Genomic DNA, 22,775 nt, shown 5'->3' with positions numbered 1-22,775 from the left:
AACGCTGGCTTTTTTTTACATTTTTAACATTGGTTATCCAAGGTAAATAAGGTAGTGTACTCGGCCAAAATACACTGCAATGATACTGGCTCAAATCGGCGCTGACGCGAGGGATCATTTGCCACTCAGGCAACCCCAAACTCCCGATATTGAAAGCAAATATCCAAGCAGAAAACAAAACAAATTGTTGAAGGATTCAGTTGTGAACTTGTTTAAAGCCAGTTTTGTTGCCCTTGCCTGCGGCGCATTGATGTCGTGTGCCACCCAAAGCACTCTTAATACGGGTCCACGTGACGCCAGTGCTTACATTAGCCAGTATCAGGCTGCGCTGCGCTCGCAGATCATTTCCGATGTTCGCTATGAATTGGATTTTCAGCTCACAGGGGAAGCCGAGTTTTCCGCCACCTCCAAAGTGACCTTTCAATTAAGTGAAATACCAAAACAACTGAGCTTAGATTTAAACAAGGCACAGATAAAACGCTTTATCATCAACGGCACCGCTGTATATCCAAACTATAATGGCGCTTACATTAGCTTAAATACGCGTCTGCTGACCTCGGGTGAAAACACGGTTGAAGTGCAGTTTACTCGCCCTCACAGCACTAATGGCGAAGGCCTGCACCGTTTTAAAGATCCGGTCGATGGCAAGGTCTACCTCTATTCGCATTTTGAACCCGCCGCCGCGCAGCAAATGTTTGCCGTATTCGACCAACCGGATATCAAAGCCAACTATCAGATTACGGTCACAGCGCCCAAAGATTGGCAAGTGATTAGCACTATGCGTGAAAGCCAAATCACTCCAGCGGGCGCTTACAATCGTTGGACCTTCCCTGATACGCCAAAACTCAGTCCGTATAACTTTTCTATGCATGCGGGCCCTTACCACATGTGGCAGGACAACTCGGGCCGCTATCCGATGCGCCTGTTCGCCCGTGAATCTGTGGCGAATCAAGTCACACCGCAGGATTGGTTTAACTATACCAAACAAGGGTTAACCTTCTTCGATAACTACTTTGGCATTCCATATCCCTTTAAGAAATATGATCAAATTCTGGTGCCTGATTTCCTCTATGGCGCCATGGAAAACGCGGGTGCGGTGACCTTTGCCGAGGATCATTTCCTCTATAAAGCAGCCATGACGGCAGATCAAAAACAAAGCCTAGCCGGCGTGATCATGCATGAAATGGCGCATCAATGGTTTGGCGATCTCGTGACCATGAAATGGTGGAATGGCCTGTGGCTCAATGAAAGCTTTGCCTCCTTTATGGGCACGCTTGCGACTCAGGAGGCGACCGAATTCACCAATGCTTGGCGCACTTTTTACGCCAAAGGCAAACAAAGAGCTTATGAGCAGGACAGCTTAGTCACTACGCATCCAATTGAAGTGCCAGTGGCAACGACCCAAAACGCCTTCGATAATATCGATGCGATCACTTATCAAAAAGGCGCATCGACACTGAAACAACTGCGCCACTTGCTGGGCGACATGGTGTTTCGCCGCGGAGTCAGCAATTATTTAAAACAATATAGTTATCAAAATGCCGAGTTAGATGATTTTATCAATAGCCTAGGCAAAGCCGCTGGTCGTGATTTAAGCGCATGGACTCAAGAATGGCTCTACAGCGCGGGCGTTAACACCATCAAGGCGGAATATCGCTGTGAAGGTAACCGTATCAGCGACTTTAGCCTGCTACAGCTCCCAGCAAGCGCTGAGCTGCCAACATTACGCGAACAAAAAGTCCAAGTGGCACTCTTTACCCAAGGCCGCTTCGATTTGCGTCATGACGTCACAGTGCCAGTGACTTACAAGGGGGAGCGTACCGAAGTCAAACAACTGATTGGTGAGCGCTGCCCAGACTTAGTCTATCCAAACTTTGATGATTGGGGCTTTGTGAAAGTCGAGCTCGATGACAAATCCTTTAACACCGCAAAACAGCAGCTGAGTAATGTGTCAGATCCACTGCTGCGCTCTATGCTGTGGCAAAGTCTGTGGGACAGCGTTCGTGAAGGTAAATTGAGCTTAGAGCAATACCTAAGCACAGTGTTTGTTAACGCGCCTGCTGAGACGGACTACACCATTGTTGGTCAGATCATCGATAGCATGTTGCGCTCGAAGCAGTATCTCGCACAAATCGCACCTATTCAGCAAAACTACGCTGAGAATGCAATCAAAGGCTTAAGCCAGATGAGCCTTAGAAAAGCGATGGAAAGCAAAGGCGATAATGACTTCCAACGTATTTGGTTCGATGCGTATGTCAGTTTAGCCAGCGACAGGGATTCATTGCGCCATTTAGCGCAACTCGTTGACGGCGAGACAAAAATTAAGGGATTAACCTTAGATCAAGATTTACGCTGGGCGATGATCACCCAGCTCAATCGCTATGATTACCCTAACGCGCAGCAACGTTTAACCAAAGAAGCGGCTAAGGATAATTCGGACTCAGGCGAGAAAGCAGCGCTTGCGGCGCAAGTGATCCGCCCAGAAGCGGCGGCCAAACGTCGCTGGTTAAGCAAGGTTCATCAAGACAGCCTGCCTTTCTCCAAGCAACGGATCATTATGGAAAATCTTTATCCTGCGGAGCAGAAACTATTGAGCGCGGCTACGGCGGATGAACGTCTGGCGAGCTTGAGGGATATGGATAAAAAAGGCCCTGTGTTTATGCGTAACTACGCTCACAACTTGATTCCTACTGATTGTAACTACACTAGCATAGCGGCATTGGATAAAGTGCTTGATAGCCAAACTGGATTATCGAATTTCACCCGCCGCAATCTATTAGAAACCCGTCAAATGGAACAGCGCTGCGTGCTGATCAAAAATAAAATGACTCAATGAGATTAAGGCCATTTTAGAATTAACAAGGAGCTTCTAGGAGCTCCTTTTTTATGTGCAGTAATAAATGAAGCCTAAGCACGAAGCAGAACAACAAGACTCCCCACAGAAACTTAGCCTTCAAATAAACAAGTTGTCATTCTGAATAATAACTCGTAAAACGGTAACATATTTAATTATATCGTTAGCGAGAACGAGTATATTTTAACGGTCTACTGACGATAAAGAATGATATTTGTCATTTGTAGAATATTATTCATCCCTCCTCGATTCAATCTTCTCAGTTTTATCGAGTAGCCATTAATAAAGAATGGCTCACTCAATCGTTATTAACATAAAAATCATGTGATTATAAAAATTTTAAATTATGGGAGTCACTTCTAAATTTATTACTATAATTCACTCATGGTTTAATGTTTTCCCCCTTGCTGCCGCTATACTAAAACAACGTTAGAGAGCTAACGGAATATAAAGGAATAGATTATGCGATCGACACTCAAAACACGGCTGCTGTTCAGCAGTCTTTCCGCTGTACTGATCACTATTGCTGTACTCGTAAGTATCTCAACTTATTTCATTAGAAATAATGCGTTAGAAAATACCCAGAATGAAATTGACCAACTGGCGAATACCTTTTCATCCGGCATTGGTCAGTGGATGCAAGACAGAAAAATGGCCATTACCAGCCTAAAACAAACCATTGAAGCCGATCCGAGTACAAACGTTACCCCTCATTTGCTGCAAGCGCATACTGCGGTTGACTTTGCCCTCACCTATTATGGCGACGAGCAAGGCAACATGTATCGTCAAGATCCGTCTCTGAATACCGCGAATTATGATCCCCGCGTTCGCCCTTGGTATATGGACGCTAAAGCTGCCGGTAAAATGATCATGACAGCGCCCTACGTCAGCGCCACACTGAAAAAACAAGTCGTGACGATTGCCGAACCTGTAATGAGTTCGGGCCAGCTGATAGGCGTGGCAGCAGCGAACTTAACCATAGATCAATTGACCGATGCGGTGCAGCGCCTCGAAGTACCGGGCGAAGGTTATACCTTGATGGTCGATAATGCAGGACTCATCATCAGTCATCCCAATAGCCAGCTCAATACCCAACAACTCACGAAAATTGATAGTGATTTTAGTAATAGCTGGTTATCACAACGCACCAATGCCAATACCATGGAAGAACGCACCCTAGATGGTGCAACTAAGTTAGTCTATGTTGCGGCAATTCCCTCAACGGACTGGGCGCTGATTTTCGTGATGGATAAACAAGAAATCATGTCACAGGCAACCGATCTTGCCTGGTGGATGTCGGCAGTAGGTGTCGCCCTATTAGTGCTATTTGGCTTGATTTTAATCGCGATTTTCAAAATCCAATTCAAAGATCTCGAACGCGTTGCCCAAGCACTCAATGATATCGCCGAAGGTGATGGCGACCTAACAGTGCGCATTCATACTGCCAACAGTCACGATGAAATTGGCATGTTGGCTTCGGGCTTTAACCGCTTTGTGGAACGTCTCCATGGCATGATTTCCCGTATGCATAAGATTGCAGGTCAATTGGAGCATCAAGCCCAAGGCAGCAGCGCTTCGGCTACGGACAACAGCCAACGCATTGAAGTACAACAAGATGAAGTGACTATGGTCGCCACGGCTGTCACCGAAATGGCCAGTGCCACCGAAGAGATTGCCAGCAACGCCGAGCACACAGCACAAACGGCGCAAAATGCAGTCGGGCTTTCGAATCATGGCCACAAACAAGTCGCCCAGAGTCAGCAATCTATCCGTAATTTAGCCAGTGAAGTTGAAACTGCCGGCCGAATTATCGGTGAGCTGAATGAGCACTCACAGAAGATCAACAGTATTCTGTTAACGATCAGTGGCATCGCCGAACAAACCAACTTACTCGCACTCAACGCGGCCATTGAAGCCGCGCGTGCGGGTGAACAGGGTCGCGGTTTTGCTGTGGTTGCCGATGAAGTTCGAGTACTGTCACAACGTACCCATTCATCGACCCAAGAAATTCAAGCGATGATCGAAACCCTCCAACAAACCGCCGGTAAAGCCGTTAAATCTATGACCCAGAGTCATGAAATGGCAGAAACCAGTGTGGCCGACGCCAATTCCGCCAGCGAAAGTCTGTTGCTGATCAGTAAAGCCATTAATGATATTTCGGATATGGCGAGCCAAATTGCTACGGCAGCTGAAGAGCAAACCTCAGTCACCAGCGAAATCAACCGCAATACTGAGTCGATTCGTGAAGTGTCAGAGAATCTCTCGATTGAAGCGCAAACCTCTATGGTGCAAGCGCAGGAACTCGCCCACTTAGCCGCGTCATTACAGCAGGAAGTGAATCGCTTCAAACTGTAGAGTCATCACGACTCTATAGTTTGATGCCGCAAAACCGCTACATACAATAATGCCCGCTAATGTCACTGACATTCGCGGGCATTTCTTTACACATTCCAGTAATTCAAACTCTTGCGCTTGAACGTCTCAATCAAACTCACACTATCTTAGTCACCTTGTTTTCAAGGTTATTTAACTCAGTGTCTTTTAATTCACGGTCTTCTAACTCAGTGTCTTTTAACTCAGCGCTCTTTAACTCAGGAGCCGCAGTCAGAGGATCTGCATGCAGATTTCTCAGCCCTTGATAACCCATTTCAATGCGATTGCCCCCATTTTTCTTAGCCTTATACATGGCTGCATCCGCACAGGAAAGTAACTGTTTTTCGTCCGTGCCGTGCTCTGGATACAGGGCAATACCGATACTCGGTAAAATATGGATTTGCTGATCGGTAAGCTCAAAGGGTTGATTGAGCACTTGTAATATTTTTTGCGCTGCCAACAGGGTATTTTGTGCCGAATCAACGCGCTCGAGTAAGATGACAAACTCGTCGCCCCCAAAACGCGCTACGGTATCTGAGCCCCTTACACAGCTGACAATACGTTGTGCTGTCACTTGCAGCAATAAATCGCCCACACTATGACCAAAGGTATCGTTTACCCACTTAAACTTATCTAAATCTAAATAAAGTAAAGAGAAATAACTTGATTCCCTATGGGCTCGGGATAGCGCCTTTTGAAACCTGTCGTAAAAAAGCTCGCGATTGGGCAACAGGGTTAGCTGATCATACAGCGCAATATGCTCTAATCGCGCAAGCATTTGTCGGCGTTCAATCGCAAAGGCAATTTGCGTAGAAACAAACTCCAATAGCTCACGGTCTTGGTGCGTATAAGAAGCCGAAGTGGGCAAGCTATGCATCATCAAGGCACCGATAACACCTTTTTGCAGCTTTAGCGGCACACCCAACCAACTTAAATTGCCATTACCCAGCTCTTCACGAATGGCTTGGGGATACTCAGATAAGGTCACGGGACACAGGAGTAAAGATTCTGCACTGTGGATCACTTGTTCGGTAAACAAGCTGAAACTTGCAATATCGACCAGTGAATTATCACCCGCAGCGGCTTTGTAAGGGAAACTGAGTTCATTTAAATCTTGATCGTACAATGCGATGGCAAAGTTTACCGCGGGCAGCAATTTTGCAATGATTTCATGGATGCGGCGATATAGGGCTAGCAAGTCCTCAGCGACATGCACAGCTTCAGAAATCTCATACAGTGCAGCTTGTCTGCGTTCGGCGTTTTTACTCTTAGAGATATCTCTGGCGACCGCGACGCGTTGTTGGTAAGCATCGGACCAGCGTGCGGACCACAAAATATCGACAATTACGCCGTCTTTACGCACATAACGGTTTTCGAAATCGACCTTATAGCGGCCAGTCATAATCTCATTGGCGGTTGCGAGTGTGCGCTCTCTATCCTCAGGAATAACAAGATCGAGCATCTGCATGCCAATCATTTCTTCTGGGGTATAGCCAAAAATGCGTTCTGCCCCGGCACTGACAAATTCAAACCGCCCAGCTTTATCGACGACGCAAATAGCATCCAAGAGAAGGTCGATAAAATTGCTTAGGGAAGTGTAGCCATCATTATTCACGCAGTTCTCCAATAAACGTCTGTCTTTGGCTAAGTCTTAAACTCGATCATAAGCATAAAAAGAGTAATAACGCACTATTAGAGTAGGTTAATTTTCAATGTCATTCCAGAGTTGGCCAAGTTAAGTCCAGCTTTTACAGGATTAAATGCACAACAAAATCAAATACAATACCTCAAGCCATCAGCGGCTCGATTTGACTCTAGACTATTAGTATCGGCACAATGCCCCTAACCCCTAGCCTACATAAGGCTAGGGTTACATTGGCAAATGTGAATAAAATTTAAGGAATTTATTTTTGGATGAGTTGCGTTCTGGGTTAGATAAACCCAGCCATTTTCGCCTTGGCCTAGCCATGTGGTCACACTCGAATTGGCAAGAGAGTGTTTATGGCCATGGGATTAAACAAGCGGAGCGACTAGCCCGTTACGCCACAATATTCAACACTGTCGAAGGTAATACCAGCTTCTACGCGACGCCTGCACAGCAAACCGTTATGAACTGGCACAGTGCCACGCCCGATGATTTTCGCTTTACCTTCAAGCTGCCGCAAACCATGACTCACCAAAGACTATTGCAACACTGCGGCCAAGAATTGAAGGATTTCTTCCAAGTAATGGCGCCATTAATCGATAAAACGGGGATCTGGAAAATTCAACTTCCCGCCCATTTCGGCCCAGAAAACTTACCTGTGTTAGCACAATTTCTCAATCAAGTCCCCCAAGGATTAACCTATGGCGTTGAAGTCAGGCATGCAGCGTTTTTTGCGAAGGGAGACGCCGAGCGCGCACTCAATCGATTACTTATCGATAAAAAAGTGAATCGCATCATCATGGATAGCAGGCCCTTGTTTGCCCTGCCGCCCAGCAACGCCGCCATTATCGACGCCCATAAGAAAAAGCCTCGGGTGCCAGTGCATGCGATTGCCACCGCTAATCATCCTGTGGTGCGCTTTATCGGCCAACCAGACGATGCCGTAGCACAACTCGCGCAGCAAGGCGTAAGCGCTTTGCCTAAGGATAACGATGCCTTTTTTGATAATTGGCTAACCCAACTCCCGCTGTGGCTCGCAGAAGGTCGTGAGCCCTATCTGTTTATTCATACTCCCGATAATGAAACCGCGCCTGAACTGGCCATCCGTCTCTATCAAACATTGCGCAGCCAAATTGCAGCGCACATTCAACTCGCCGAGTTAAGCCTACTTGAGAAGATACCTGAGGAGACAAGTACGCAGATGGGACTTGCTTGGTAAAACGGGCGCGAGGTAAAACGGACGTAAGAAGGAACCCACGGCAAGCTCGCCGTGGATATAGATTAAAAACAGCTTTAACTCGGGATATATAAGTTATTCATTCGTTCAAAATCAAGGGCAATAACTTTAGGTATTGAGCCATTATCAGCGGCAATAACCGCATCTTTTGGCTGTTGCTGAAACGGCTTTGCCTTAATTGAATTTAACAAAATTGGATTAAGCAAAGTGCCATAGGCTTGTAAAAATGCAGCCGGACCGGTGGAAAAACGCTGCACACCTGCACCAAATAACTCGTCGATATCCATCTGCTCATTCAATAGCATAAAATTCAGTGGCATATCCACAGCGGCAGACAAGCGCTTAGCGGTCTCGACCTTGGTCGCGCCAGGGATAAAGCCGCCATCCGCGCCCGCAGCCTGATACTGAGTTAACCTATCGATTGTCATAGCGACCGCGGCATCACCACTGGCTAAGCCCAGTAAATACACATCGGTTCGCGCATTAATAAATAATCCTTGGCAACGAGGATGGGCGCGAATAGCTTTAATTTTTGCCACCATCTCAGCAACACCTGCACTGCCATCCTCAATATTAATCCCTGCTACGCCAAGCTCAGAGAGCTGCGCAACAAAAGCAGTAACCTCATCGGGATCTTGGCTATAACCGGATTCAATATCTAGCGTCACAGGCACTCGGCTCAGCCGTAGGATATGGTTCACTGCGTCCAATAAAGCCGCCTTAGGTAGCGCTTGGCCATCGGGATAACCGAGCGACCAAGCCAATGCCGCGCTACTGGTCGCAATGGCAAGGGCGCCCGATGCTTGGATGATAGCCGCACTGGCAGCATCCCAAACATTGGTTAATATCAGCGGCTCTGATTGTTGGTGTAGTGCTTTGAAAAGTATTCTCAATTGCTCAGCCATCTTATGTCCTTGTTGGTGTTGAAAACTCAACTCTAACAAGATGGCTTAGGTCATTATCGCGGAAAACGGCACTGAACCTAAACGCCAAGCGCTCAAGGCTTGGCTATGTGAGTATTCAACTTGGGTATTCTTGGCTAACCCCAAAGTGCATTGGCAAGGATAAACACGCACGCAGAGAGCAACATAGTAATAGGAAGCGTCAGCAGCCAAGCGAGCATGATTTGCTTAATTGTTTGGATCTGTAGCCCCGAACGATTAGCCACCATAGTGCCCGCAACGGCGGAAGATAAAATATGAGTCGTCGACACAGGCATGCCCGTCATACTGGCAATCCCAATCGATACGGCAGCGGTGACCTGTGCGGCAATGCCTTGGCTGTAGGTCATACTCGATGAACCAATTTTCTCCCCCACGGTATACACAATCCGTCGCCAGCCCACTAACGTGCCGCAACCCAGCGCAGTCGCAATGGCAATAATCACCCAAAGAGGCGCATATTCAGTGGTGCGGGTGAGATCCTTGCGCCATTTAGCCAATGAAGTCAGATCTTTAGCTGGGAGATATAACTTCGCCACTTGGCGAGCAGTATCATCGATACACAGGAGTAACCGACGCACCTCGCGCCGCTCTTGTACATCCATGTCTTTGTAAGTCGAGACTTTTGCCAAGCGGCGGTCAAGTAGCGACATCGCAGGTAATACATTTTCAGATGAGCAATGGGCCAGCATATATTCGGGGACGTTTGCTGAAGCGCTAAAGTCGATCACATCCGCGATCACGGCTTGGTTACGATCGTAAATCGCCATAATGCGCCGATTGGCATCTTGAGTTCGTTCCAAATCATAGGGTTGACTGCCCATGTCCAAGGCAAAATACGCCGGAGCCATACAAATCAGCACTAGCATCACTAGGCCGATGCCCTTCTGGCCATCGTTCGAACCATGGGCAAAACTCACCCCCATAGCAGAGACAATTAAACTCGCCCTTGCCCAAAATGGCGGGTGTTTTTTGCCATTAATCTGCATCTGTTCATCGGGAGTGCGGTGAATTTTATGTTTCTGCCAGACGTATTTCATGATGAGTAGAAAAATCCCCGCCATCACAAAACCTAAAGTCGGCGAAATGATTAAGGACAACATGATCTGCGAGGCCTTAGAGACATTAATGCCCTGCAAGATAGGCTGATGATTCATCCAAGCGAACGCGCCGCCCACGCCCATTATCGAGCCAATCAAGGTATGAGAACTCGAGGCAGGAATACCAAAATACCAAGTGCCTAAGTTCCAGATAATTGCCGAAAACAGCAAAGAAAAGACCATCAATAAACCTTGGGTCGAATCCATGCCGAGCAAGGAATCTACGGGCAACAAATGCACTATTGCATAGGCCACACCTAAGCCACCTAGTAGCACACCCGCAAAGTTAAAGAGCGCAGAGGTAACGACGGCAAGATTGGCTGGCATAGCCTTGGTATAGATAACCGTAGCCACCGCATTGGCCGTATCGTGGAAGCCATTAATGAATTCGTATGCCAATACAAACAGTATCGCAAGCACTAAACCCACAGACCAAGCAAAGCCTAACGTTGTGAACATTTCAAACATAAAATACTGACCCATGGCGAGAACGCCCACAGATTACGCCCAAGTTTGGCCTCTTTTACAGTGAAAAATTATTTAGATTGTCAAAAAGTGAATTAGTCCTCAATAACTCAGTAGCATGCTTGCAATTAACACTGGCTTGATTTTATTCGGCCAAATGAATCTCTGTGCTGCCAAAAGGTGCAAAGCATTGATTAAATGTTAAATGATTCAACTAAAAGCAGTGTTAAACGCCATAAATCGTAACAGGATTATATCCCATGATCGCCTAACCGAAATCGCTGTGGCGTCATCCCAAAACGCTCCTTGAAAGCTTTGATATAGGATGAATCATTTTGATAACCAATTTGGTGGGCCACATTCTGTATTGATAGGTCAGTGGCCAATAACGACAGCGAATAGATCAGTCGCAAATGTTGACGCCATAATACGAATGAGGAACCAAACTCCCTCACAAATAGCCTCGACAATGTTCGTTCCGATGCCCCAACCCTCTCTCCCCATTTCACTAAAGAGAAATCTAAAGCTGGCGTTTGGGTTAAATGCTCAAAAATCAATTTTAGGCGTCTATCTTTGGGTATCAGTAACTTAAAAGTCTGTCCTCCCGCACTATTAATTTGATCGTATAGCACCTCAAGCAAACGCAGTATTGGCGCCTGAACCATTGGCTCAACATTTATTGGGGTATTAAAAGCACATTGTTTTCTGAGTGTTAACACTAACTCCCTTAGAAAAGCACTCATAGCGACGAGTTTAATCATGGCACCATAATCTCGACCACACATAGGATTCAGATAGACGCCAATAAAGCAGGTATCAGTAATCGCAACAGACTCATGTATCACCCCTGCAGGCACAAAAAGCGCTGTGGTATGGGGAACTAAAAACAGTGCGCCATCTGCCTCTGTCTGTAACAGGCCTTGAAGTGGAAAAATAAGCTGATGCCAACAGTGCTGGTGTAAAACATCCACATAACCCTTCTGCATCTCAATCGTTTTTACAAAAGAAGGCATATTAGGCGCTTGCTCAATAATGGCGTTAATCGAATCGAGTTGGCGACTTAGCATTATTACTTGTCCATATAACGTTATTCAGCCAAATAAAAAGGATTGTAGCATAGCGTTATCCCATAAATGACACAGGAAAACTCAATGCAGATTCATTGCATTATCCATGAAAGCTATGAAGGTCCAGGCTATTTTAGCGATTGGGCCGCAAGTAAAAACTACAAAATGAGCTTTAGCAGAGTCTATCTAGGTGAAGCTTTACCCGAAAATAGTGATGGTTTTGATCTGTTAATTATCCTCGGTGGCCCCCAGTCTCCCGCGACATGCCAAAGTGATTGTCCATATTTTGATAGCCAAGCAGAACAAAGACTTATCAGGCAAGCTATCCAGACAAATAAAGCCGTTGTGGGGGTTTGTCTTGGGGCACAGTTAATCGGCGAAGCATTAGGTGCCCGTTATCAAAAGAGTCCACATGCCGAGATTGGTTACTTCCCCATTGAACTAACTGCGGCAGGAAGAGGTGATATTAGCCTTAAGACATTTTCGACAACTGAAGTTGTCGGCCACTGGCATAACGATATGCCGGGCCTCACTCCCGATTGCGAAGTGCTCGCCACAAGTGAAGCTTGCCCAAGGCAAATAATACGTTACACACATTTAGTTTTTGGATTTCAATGCCATCTTGAATTTATCAGTAGCCAATTAACGCCATTAATAGCCCAAGAACATGCTTTTTCCAGTACACAAAAAATGCCCTATATTCAAAGCCCAGAGTTCATCTTGAGACAATCAACGACTCGAATGAATCAGTTGCTGGGGCATTTTTTAGATAATCTAGTCTTTGCCTATCAAGCCGTATAAATCCAAAAACTGAAGATGCAGGATTTAGCAGGCTCAGTTAAAACAAAAACGCCAGCTAAGTTAGCTGGCGTTTTAGATTAATGACTCACTAATCGCTTATTGCAGATGACCCGCATTGTGCAATTCACGATCATCCTTAGCGGGCGGATTCCACTGATACATCCAAGTTTCAGACAATGGCTGGCCATCAACTTCTAAATAGACTCTCAGGTTAATCGGCTCAGTACCGTCTCCGGGGGGCACTACGTCAAACATAGCGCGGTAACCATTAATGGACGCTAAAGGACGGGCAGATTCAATTTCGACTTTGCCATCAGATGCAGTGATCACAGCTTTTACTTGGGTGTCTTTGCCTATCATAGGCAAAGTGCCGCCCGCGAAATCCACCACAAAACGCTTACTGTAGTATTTGCGTTTCTGGCCAACTACGCCGCCAATCCCGGTGAAGGTATCAACAACGCGAGCACGGGGTGATTGAACCGGTGGAATGCCGCCCCAATACATGTTGTAGCTATACAACAGCTCTTGACCCGGAACAATCGGCTCAGCAGGATTCCAGAATGCCACTATGTTATCGAAGGTTTCATCCAGTGTTGGGATTTCAACTAACTGCACCGAACCTTTGCCCCAACTGCTGGTTGGTTCAATCCACAGGCTTGGGCGTTTATCATAAAACACGCCATCGTCCTGATAGTGATCGAAGTTACGGTCACGTTGCAGTAAACCAAAACCTTTTGGATTTTCATCGCTATAGGCGTTGAATCGCAGGTTTTCTGGGTTACCTAGCGGACGCCAAATCCATTCACCATTACCCGTATGCATGGCTAAGCCATCGGTATCATGGATTTCTGGACGCCAGTCGTAACCGGTGCGGCGATCATTCTCACCCACCATAAACATACTGGTCAGTGGCGCTACGCCTAAACGTTCAATCGCTTTACGTGGATAAACAGCCACATCCACTTTCATTTTTAAACGCTCACCCGGCTCGATATCGAAACGGTAAGCACCTGTCACACTCGGAGAGTCTAATAAGGCATACACAGTCGTGATGTTCGATCCTGGTTTAGGTTTTTCTAACCAGAAGTCGGTGAACATTGGAAACTCTTCAGGTTTTGGCAGCGCAGTATCCACTGCTAAACCACGAGCCGACAGGCCGTATTGCATCTCATGACCCACAGCGCGGAAATAGCTGGCGCCAAGGAAAGCGACAACGTCACGTTCCCAATCGGTATTGAACTGCATACGGAAACCCGCAAAGCCAAGATCCTTAGGCAACTGACTGCCTTTCACCTTTGACTTGCCGTAATCGAACATAGAAGGCGAATAGTCGATTAACTTAGCCTTGCCTTCATTCAATTCATAGATGTGAATTGGCGTGTCGAAATACAGCCCTAGGTGGAACAGCTCGGCACGAAATTCCGAGTCCTGATCGCGCCACAGTGCGGCTTTCTTCTTGAAGTGGAATTGTTGGTAATCATCCCAGCTCATGCCCTGAAGGCTTTTAGGCAATTCGCCTTTATGGCTTTCATAAGGTTGTGCAGCCATAGTACGGGCGTAGCCCTTAAGCCAAGCGTAACTGAACTCTTCACCTTCTTGTGGTGACGCCTGCTTACCCGCCGCACACGCCGAAAGACTCAGCAATACGCTACAGGTTAACAATACGCTGCCAACCATGCGCTGCAAACGGCCGCGACGAGAGGAGGATTGGGCTTCAATCGAAGGTACTGTCACCATCGATTGTTGGTAAACGTTTCTTTGTTCGGGAAATAAATTGGGTTGCATAAGCAGACTCTGAATTGGTGTAACTTCCTGACACTTCCCTGCAAATCTAACCAAATTGCAGTGATGGCCCTGTGGAGAACTGTTGATGACAGAGGTAACAATACAGCGATCAGCAACAATTCGCCAGAATCTAACATACTTTCTGTCGAATGGAATATCGCATGCTAGCTATTTTCAATCTTGAAGCCTATTTATGAAAATATGATGAAAAAATTCCGTTATTTACTGAATTAACATCTATATAAATCCTTACCGCTAACAAGGCAATCACCGATTTGATTGCTGGTGCTAACGCGATGTTTGATTGCTGATGTTAGTGCGATAATAGCGCTCAGATTCGGCATGAGTTAACTCATCAATCCATGGCTTAAACTCGAAGAGGCCGTATCGCCGCAGCACGCGATGGAAAAGCCAAGGCAAAGTGCAGCACAGATAAGATTGCATAAGCGCATTGAATCGGTTTACGGCCTTAAAATCATGCAAGTCGCCGTGGCGGTAGCCAGTAATTTTCCATCCTGCGTTTTTAGCGTGCCTTCCGAAATCCCTAAGGACTTAGACAGATTAATCACTCTGCCCTCGGCCACTAGCACTTGATGCTTAGGCACAGGTCGAATCATTTTAATATTCAAATCGATAGTGCCGTAACCCACACCCGCTTCAAGCAAAGTGTGCACGGCACAACCTGTAACCGAATCCAGTACAGTGGCTGCGAAACCACCATGAACGCCGCCCAGCGGATTCAAATGCTTATCATCAGCTGTCGCATGAAACAGCACTGAACCTTCTTCGGCTTGAACCAAGGACATAGGCATAGTCTGGGTGATCGAAGGTGCGGGCAGTTCGCCCTTTGCCATTGCCTGTAAAATAGCTAAACCCGACATTTGCTGAATGCTCATATTCCTACCCTAAATTGATAAACACCATTACAGATTAATAAAAATGACCGCTTAACCACAGAGGGTTAGGCGATCATTTGACTGATAATCCACTTAAGCGCTAAGCCAACCTTCAACACGACAAGGCTTAAATTGGATCCATTAACCACTAAAATAAGACTAACAATATCAGTTAAAGCTAGGCTCAGCGGAGATCAAACCTATCTAAGTTCATCACCTTAGTCCAAGCCGCGATAAAGTCATCGATAAATCGCAGCTGCGCATCGCTGCTCGCGTACACTTCAGCAAGCGCACGCAGCTGAGAGTTAGAACCAAAGATCAAATCCACCCGCGACGCCGTCCATTTTGGCTGGCCGCTAACGCGATCCACGCCCTCAAACCTATCTTCCTCTTTTGAGGTGGGTTTCCACGTCGTGCCCATATCCAGCAAGTTAACGAAAAAGTCGTTGGTCAAAAACTCAGGACGCGCAGTAAATACACCCGTCTTAGATTGATCAGCGTTAGTATCTAACACCCGCAACCCACCGATGAGTACCGTCATTTCCGGTGCAGTTAAAGTCAGTAATTGTGCCCTATCGACCAATAACTCCTCCGCAGATACCGAAAATTGAGTGGGATGATAATTTCTAAAGCCATCGGCGACCGGTTCCAGTACCGCAAAAGATTCCACATCCGTTTGCGCTTGTGTGGCATCCATACGACCCGGCGTAAATGGAATAGTCACTTCAACCCCCGCATTTCTGGCCGCTTGGTCAATACCGACACAACCTGCCAGCACAATCAAATCAGCAAGGGAGATTTTTTTACCGCTTTTGTTGAACTCAGACTGAATGCTCTCAAGTACTTTCAGCACCTTAGCGAGTTGCTCAGGCTGGTTTACTGGCCAATCTTTTTGCGGCGCGAGGCGAATTCGGGCACCGTTCGCACCACCGCGCATATCAGAACCGCGATAGGTCGAAGCAGAGGCCCAAGCGGTTGCTACGACTTCTGAAATCGTTAATCCAGAGCCAATAATCTTAAGTTTAAGATCCGTGACATCCTGCTCATCAACCAAGGGATGATCAACCGCTGGGATGGGATCTTGCCAAAGAAACTCTTCTGCTGGCACTTCAGGACCCAAATAGCGTGTGCATGGCCCCATATCCCTGTGCGTCAGCTTGTACCAAGCCTTTGCAAAAATCTCGGCAAACTCATCGGGATTTTCAAAGAGTCGACGCGATATTTTCTCGTAATCTGGATCGAAGATCAGTGCAAGGTCAGTGGTTAACATGGCCGGCACATGGCGTTTTGAGGCGTCGTGCGCATCGGGAATCACCCCTTTACCCGCGCCATTTTTAGGTATCCACTGATGCGCGCCAGCTGGGCTCTTAGTCAGTTCCCATTCATAACCGAATAGATTTTCAAAGAAATTATTACTCCACTGGGTGGGAGTTGAGGTCCAAGTCACCTCAAGACCGCTGGAAATAGCATCGCCACCTTTACCGCTTTTGTAGCTACTCTTCCAGCCTAGTCCTTGCTGCTCAATACTAGCGGCTTCAGGCTCTGGCCCGACTAATGCCGCGTCACCAGCCCCATGGGTTTTACCGAAAGTATGGCCACCGGCAATCAGCGCCACGGTTTCTTCATCATTCATCGCCATACGGGCAAAGGTTTCGCGGATATCAACGGCGGCAGCGAAGGGATCGGGATCGCCATTGGGTCCTTCTGGGTTGACGTAAATCAGCCCCATTTGGACTGCGGCGAGGGGGTCTTCAAGATCCCGTTCGCCAGAATAACGTTTATCGTCTAACCACTTATCTTCGGCTCCCCAGTAGATATCGGCTTCGGGTTCCCAAATATCCACCCGCCCACCGGCAAAACCTAAGGTTTTGAATCCCATAGATTCCAGCGCGACATTGCCCGTGAGGATTATCAAATCGGCCCAGGAGATTTTATTGCCATATTTTTGCTTTATCGGCCAGATAAGCCTGCGGGCTTTATCGAGGCTGACGTTGTCAGGCCAGCTATTTAACGGCGCGAAACGTTGATTACCGCTGCCCGCTCCGCCGCGTCCATCACCAGTGCGATAGGTGCCAGCGCTGTGCCAAGCCATACGAATAAATAGTGGTCCATAGTGGCCAAAGTCCGCTGGCCACCAGTCCTGTGAATCAGTCATTAATGCGAGGAGGTCTTGCTTTACCGCGGCCAAATCGAGGGATTTAAAGGCTTCAGCATAATTGAAGTCATCACCCATAGGATTCGACAAGGAAGAGTGCTGGTGCAGAATATCGAGCCGCAGCTGTTTAGGCCACCAATCTCGATTCGTGGTGCCACCAGCAGAATGATGCATAGGACATTTGTTCTCAGACATAACGTGCTCTCCTTCTGTTCGCAAAAAATATTCAAGTAAATAAAAACTAAATGACTTTTGCTGCATGTTTGTACTGCATAACGTTCTCTATCACCGACTAATCGTTTCAATAGAGAAACAAAAACCAGTCTAACGACCTTACCTTACCTCTAGATGAAACGCGATGAATCATCCCATTAAATAATGTTCAGCAAACATTCCCCTTTATAAATTAAGATATTAAAGGATAGTCAACTTACTGCGGCTCATAAAAAAACAAGGGCTGCAAAATGCAGCCCTTGTGTCTATACGGTCAAACTTGGCATAACGGACTATTTCACGTCTGCCACAGGTTTGCGGCGGTTGTGCGCAATGATCAGCGCAACTAAACAGATAACCCCGACTGCGATACCCACAGGCTGGCTCAAAGGTTGTGGTAAACCCAGACCAATACCCGCAGTCATAATGTAAGAAACCGTGACGCTGGTGCCACCAATGGCTGGCAGGCTGACAATCCAATGGAAGGTCCCGCGATCGAACAAATACTTAGTCGCTAACCACAATACACTGGTTGATAGCAGCATATTTGAGAAGGCAAAGTAGCGCCAAATCAAGGAGAAATCGATCTTCGTCATAAAGTACGCAATCGTGAGAATAGGTACCGCGACAAGTAAACGATTACGCATGCTTTGCGGTATATGGAAGGCGTCGATAATCGTCAGTCGCAACGAACGGAACGCGGTATCACCAGAGGTGATCGGGAAGATAGCCACAGCCACAATCGCCATAATGCCGCCCACCACACCGAGATAAGTCGTCGCCACTTGGTTAACCACTAAACCTGGGCCACCTTGGTCGAGCAGACTCTTAAGCTCAACATAACCACCAGGGAAAGCCGCAATACCGGCCGTTGCCCATACACAAGCAACAATACCTTCAGCAACCATAGCGCCATAGTACACGGGACGCACATACTTCTCGTTGGTCAAACAACGGGCCATGATAGGCGCTTGGGTCGAGTGGAAACCACTGATCGCACCACAAGTAATAGTCACAAACAACAGTGGCCATACTGGTAATCCGTCTGGATTTGGCTCAAGTAACTCGTTGTTGTAGTGGCTGTGATCAAAATAAGCAAACACATCACCCATTTCAGGTAACTGCGGCGCATTGAGCATCAGGGCAACTGCTATAGAAACCGTCATCACTATCATCAACAAACCAAATGCGGGATACAGTTTAGTGATGATTTTATCGATCGGCAGCATAGTCGCCAAAAAGTAATAGGCTAAAATCACTAACACCCAGAAGGTGTTATTGCCAAAGATGGTGTCTTTGAAATAATCGAGATTACTCAGCAAACCTGCTGGGCTCATGATAAAGACCACGCCCACAAAAAACAGCAGCATGGCAGTAAACAGCAACATCACGCCTTTAAAGTAGATATTAAAGTAGTGACCAGCGATCTCAGGCAAACTCTTACCGTCTTCTTTAATGCTGAGCACGCCAGAAAAATAATCGTGCACCGCGCCGCCAATAATGTTCCCCAGCACAATCCACACTAAGGCAATGGGACCGTACAAGGCACCGAGGATCGGACCAAATATCGGTCCCACACCTGCGACATTGAGGAATTGGATCAGAAACGCTTTAGCCGGATGAACCGGAACATAATCGACGCCATCTTCGAATCTCGCCTGCGGCGTCTTGGCTTTAGGATCTATACCCGCTTGACGTTCCACGAAGGGGCTATAGAACTTGTACGCAAGCACTAAGAGTGCGATACAAATAAAGAAAATTAACATTATTTAATTATCCATACTTTAGTAGGAGGTGATTTAATGGAGAGTTTCATTGAGTTAGCTACTGAGGTCAAGCAACACCCTATTAGACTAATGTCGGGTTGATTATCTGAAACAGCCAAAGGAGTGGGTCTAGGTGAAGAAATGCGTTTAAAAATAGTTCATCGTACTGTTTATAACGTCAGTGATGTAGCCTGCTATTTTGGCATTCACTGATTGCCGCGTCTTAACCCCTTCACCCTAGGTCTTCCCGTAAATCTTCTCTACCAATAATGAAATGAACACAGCCAATATCGTGTGTAACTGGCGACTGGATGCCTGCAGCGTGGCGAGTTTTTCCTGACATCCCAATATGAACCCCCAAGTTAAAGCCACAATCGACACTCACAAACTAAACCCGCAATCTACACTACAATCGATAGCCACAACCTGAAACTCACATGCCACTTGATGATGTTCATCTAACCTATTTTTAGGTCGCTAATAGCTCGACTCTAGCATGCATCATTTTTAGCTATTTTAGAAAACAAAAAACCAGCCAAATGGCTGGTTCTTTTAGGGGGCATTCATCACTGTGATGGTTTAGTTATACCTAAATCAATCACTGCAAACTTAACCTGTTACGACTTACTAAAAGTCGCGTGGCTAAGAGCTAATACAACAAGATGTTCAACAAAATGCCTTGTTCGACTGCATTACGCCTGTGGGCGCATCGCTGGGAACAGGATCACGTCACGGATAGTATGAGTGTTAGTGAACAACATCACTAAACGGTCGATACCAATACCTTGACCTGCCGTTGGTGGTAAACCGTGCTCTAGTGCAGTGATATAGTCTGCATCGTAGAACATTGCTTCATCGTCGCCGGCATCTTTCGCGTCAACCTGCGCTTTAAAGCGGTTGTCTTGATCTTCAGCATCGTTCAGCTCGCTAAAGCCGTTAGCCACTTCGCGGCCACCGATGAAGAATTCGAAACGGTCAGTGATGAAATGGTTGTCATCGTTACGACGTGCCAGTGGTGAAATGTCCGCTGGATAACCTGTGATGAAGGTCGGTTGCATCAATTGCCATTCAGCGGTTTCACCGAAGATTTCTTCAAGCAGCTGACCACAAGTCCAGAACTTCTCAATCTTCATACCTAAGCTTTTCGCTAGATCGCGCATGAATTCAACATCTTTCACTTGCTCATAGGTCATAGCTTGGATGGTCGCGTTATCAGGATTGTACTTCTGAATCGCTTCTAACATGCTTAAACGTGCGTATGGGCCGCCGAAATCAACTGTGTGCTCGCCGTATGGCATTTGCGCACTGCCAAGCAGTTCGATAGCAATCGAGCTGAGCATTTCTTCGGTTAAGTCCATCAGATCTTTGTAGTCTGCATAAGCCATATAGAATTCCATCATAGTGAATTCTGGGTTATGACGTGGCGACAGACCTTCGTTACGGAAGTTACGGTTGATTTCGAACACACGCTCAAAACCACCAACCACTAAACGCTTCAGATATAATTCTGGCGCGATACGCAGGTACATTGGCATGTCTAAGGCGTTGTGATGAGTGATGAAAGGACGGGCCGAAGCACCACCAGGGATCACATGCATCATAGGGGTTTCAACTTCCATGAACTCTTTTTTGATCATGAAGTTACGGATTGCAGAAACCACTTTAGAACGCATGATAAAGGCATTGCGCGAATCTTCGTTAACGATCAGATCCACGTAACGTTGACGGTAGCGCATTTCTTGATCGGCTAGACCATAATAGTCCGCAGGCAATGGACGCAGCGCCTTGGTCAGTAGCTCGTACTGTTCCATGTTGACGTATAAGTCGCCTTTGCCAGACAAATGCAGCTGACCCGTTACACCGATAATGTCACCGATATCCAGACCTTGAAAACGCTCTTTCAAGTCAGCTTGTACGCTTTTTTCAGCATAGGCTTGAATACGGCCAGACACGTCTTGGATCACTAAGAAAGGACCACGTTTTGCCATAATGCGGCCAGCGATGCTGGTCTTAAAACCTAAGGCTTCGAGTTCTTCTTTAGTGTTTTGACCATACTGTGCTTGCAGTTCAGCCGCTTTATGGGTGCGACGGAAGGTATTTGGATGCGCATTAGCACTACAGTTTGGGCGGATGCTTTCTAGCTTGGCACGGCGCTCGGCGATCAGTTTGTTCTCATCAATTACTTGTTCAGTCATCTTATTTCTCGTCTATACCTTGAATTAATTACAGCCCAGATTTCAAACTGGCTTCGATAAACTTATCCAGATCGCCATCGAGTACCGCTTGAGTGCTACGGTTTTCAACGCCTGTGCGTAAGTCTTTAATGCGGGCATCGTCTAATACATAAGAGCGAATTTGACTGCCCCAGCCGATATCAGACTTAGCGTCTTCAGCGGCCTGTTTGTCGGCATTTTGTTTGAGCATTTCTAACTCAAACAGTTTTGCTTTCAGCTGCTTCATCGCAGCATCTTTGTTCTTGTGCTGTGAACGGTCGTTCTGACACTGCACGACTGTGTTAGTCGGTAAGTGGGTAATACGAATCGCCGATTCTGTTTTGTTAACGTGCTGACCACCCGCGCCCGATGCGCGGTAAGTGTCGATACGCAGATCCGATGGGTTGATATCGATAGTAATATCGTCGTCGATTTCTGGATAAACGAACACAGAGCAGAATGACGTATGGCGACGACCCGATGAGTCGAATGGCGACTTACGCACTAAGCGATGCACGCCCGTTTCGGTACGTAACCAACCGAACGCATATTCGCCAGTGAACTTAATGGTCGCGCCTTTAATACCGGCCACGTCACCATCGGTCACTTCCATCAACTCTGGGCTAAAACCATGGGCTTCGCCCCAACGCAGGTACATACGCAGCACCATGTTGGCCCAATCTTGGGCTTCGGTACCACCACTGCCAGACTGAATGTCTAAATAACAGTTTGACGCATCTTGCGGGCCGGAGAACATGCGGCGGAATTCGAGATCGGCAAGGCGGCTTTCGAGATAATCCAGCTCTTTACTGGTTTCGTTGAAAGTGTCTTCGTCTTCCTCTTCAATAGCCAGCTCGAGTAAGCCTTCAACATCTTCAAGACCTGAGTCCATATCGTCTATGGTTTTGACCACAGCTTCTAGGCTGGCGCGCTCTTTGCCTAAGGCTTGGGCGCGCTCTGGGTCGTTCCACACTTCTGAACTTTCAAGCTCACGGGTAACTTCTTCTAGACGCTCATTTTTGGCATCGTAGTCAAAGATACCCCCTAAGAAGCTGCGTGCGCTCGGCAAGCTCCTTAATTTTGAATTTTACTGGATTAACTTCAAACATGAATTTTCAACTTTCTTTATTTGGCCGCTTTAATTGATCTTCCACTAAAAGAGGCAGTGATTAACAGTATTTGCAACCGCGCATTTTAACCTAACCAGACTGGTAAACCTAGGGGGGCACTGTTCATTAAATGGGATAACGAGGATTATTTTCCG

The 22,775-nt window shown here is 46.8% G+C and carries 14 protein-coding genes; 4 read left to right on the top strand and 10 right to left on the bottom strand.

The features are described 5' to 3' along the window. The first annotated feature begins 202 nt into the window (after window positions 1-202). Both pepN and DYH48_RS02735 read left to right on the top strand, forming a co-directional pair. The gene (gene pepN / locus DYH48_RS02740) at window positions 203-2,836 is read left to right on the top strand and encodes an aminopeptidase N (RefSeq protein ID WP_115336081.1); all 2,634 of its coding nucleotides are present in this window, start codon (window positions 203-205) and stop codon (window positions 2,834-2,836) included. A gap of 480 nt (window positions 2,837-3,316) precedes the next feature. After that, window positions 3,317-5,209 (top strand): methyl-accepting chemotaxis protein, encoded by a 1,893-nt coding sequence (locus DYH48_RS02735; protein WP_115333990.1) that lies wholly within the window; start codon window positions 3,317-3,319, stop codon window positions 5,207-5,209. A gap of 136 nt (window positions 5,210-5,345) precedes the next feature. Here the strand turns inward: DYH48_RS02735 and DYH48_RS02730 are convergent, their stop codons facing one another. Then, window positions 5,346-6,842: a GGDEF domain-containing protein gene (locus DYH48_RS02730; RefSeq protein ID WP_115333989.1), complete on the bottom strand. Its 1,497-nt coding sequence runs from the start codon at window positions 6,840-6,842 to the stop codon at window positions 5,346-5,348. A 295-nt stretch (window positions 6,843-7,137) separates the two neighbouring features. Between DYH48_RS02730 and DYH48_RS02725 the strand changes: the two genes are divergently transcribed. Then, window positions 7,138-8,091, top strand: a complete 954-nt coding sequence (locus DYH48_RS02725; protein ID WP_115333988.1) for a DUF72 domain-containing protein — start codon at window positions 7,138-7,140, stop codon at window positions 8,089-8,091. Between the two features lie 74 nt (window positions 8,092-8,165). On the opposite strand, the gene DYH48_RS02720 is transcribed toward DYH48_RS02725, so the two are convergent. The 3 genes from DYH48_RS02720 to DYH48_RS02710 form a co-directional block, all read right to left on the bottom strand. Further along, on the bottom strand, window positions 8,166-9,014 hold the full coding sequence (locus tag DYH48_RS02720; RefSeq protein ID WP_115333987.1) for an isocitrate lyase/PEP mutase family protein: 849 nt from the start codon (window positions 9,012-9,014) through the stop codon (window positions 8,166-8,168). Between the two features lie 134 nt (window positions 9,015-9,148). Further along, a complete protein-coding gene (locus DYH48_RS02715) occupies window positions 9,149-10,618 on the bottom strand; it encodes an inorganic phosphate transporter (RefSeq protein ID WP_012197606.1) in 1,470 nt (489 codons plus the stop codon). A 248-nt stretch (window positions 10,619-10,866) separates the two neighbouring features. Then, the gene (locus DYH48_RS02710) at window positions 10,867-11,682 is read right to left on the bottom strand and encodes an AraC family transcriptional regulator (protein ID WP_006083979.1); all 816 of its coding nucleotides are present in this window, start codon (window positions 11,680-11,682) and stop codon (window positions 10,867-10,869) included. 84 nt (window positions 11,683-11,766) lie between these two features. On the opposite strand from DYH48_RS02710, the gene DYH48_RS02705 reads away from it, so the two are divergent. Continuing rightward, entirely contained in the window at window positions 11,767-12,483 is a 717-nt protein-coding gene (locus tag DYH48_RS02705; RefSeq protein ID WP_115333986.1) for a type 1 glutamine amidotransferase, read from the top strand. Window positions 12,484-12,579: 96 nt separating this feature from the next. Here DYH48_RS02705 and DYH48_RS02700 read toward each other — a convergent pair whose 3' ends face one another. The 6 genes from DYH48_RS02700 to prfB form a co-directional block, all read right to left on the bottom strand. Then, a complete protein-coding gene (locus DYH48_RS02700; RefSeq protein WP_115333985.1) occupies window positions 12,580-14,268 on the bottom strand; it encodes an OpgD/OpgG family glucan biosynthesis protein in 1,689 nt (562 codons plus the stop codon). 461 nt (window positions 14,269-14,729) lie between these two features. Further along, window positions 14,730-15,164, bottom strand: a complete 435-nt coding sequence (locus tag DYH48_RS02695; protein ID WP_107403900.1) for a PaaI family thioesterase — start codon at window positions 15,162-15,164, stop codon at window positions 14,730-14,732. Window positions 15,165-15,348: 184 nt separating this feature from the next. Continuing rightward, a complete protein-coding gene (gene katG, locus DYH48_RS02690) occupies window positions 15,349-17,514 on the bottom strand; it encodes a catalase/peroxidase HPI (protein ID WP_115333984.1) in 2,166 nt (721 codons plus the stop codon). 311 nt (window positions 17,515-17,825) lie between these two features. Continuing rightward, window positions 17,826-19,298: a carbon starvation CstA family protein gene (locus DYH48_RS02685; protein WP_006080390.1), complete on the bottom strand. Its 1,473-nt coding sequence runs from the start codon at window positions 19,296-19,298 to the stop codon at window positions 17,826-17,828. A 692-nt stretch (window positions 19,299-19,990) separates the two neighbouring features. Continuing rightward, window positions 19,991-21,493: a lysine--tRNA ligase gene (gene lysS, locus DYH48_RS02680; protein ID WP_006080389.1), complete on the bottom strand. Its 1,503-nt coding sequence runs from the start codon at window positions 21,491-21,493 to the stop codon at window positions 19,991-19,993. Between the two features lie 28 nt (window positions 21,494-21,521). Continuing rightward, a protein-coding gene (gene prfB / locus DYH48_RS02675; protein WP_006080387.1) for a peptide chain release factor 2 occupies window positions 21,522-22,620 on the bottom strand; the annotation gives its coding sequence in 2 pieces (ribosomal slippage) (window positions 21,522-22,544 and window positions 22,546-22,620; 1,098 coding nt in all). Window positions 22,621-22,775: the final 155 nt, after the last annotated feature.

The sequence above is a fragment of the Shewanella baltica genome (assembly GCF_900456975.1).
Taxonomy (GTDB): domain Bacteria; phylum Pseudomonadota; class Gammaproteobacteria; order Enterobacterales; family Shewanellaceae; genus Shewanella; species Shewanella baltica.
The sequence above is the reverse complement of the archived record's forward strand: the minus strand, read 5'-3'. Positions and strand labels throughout refer to the sequence as shown.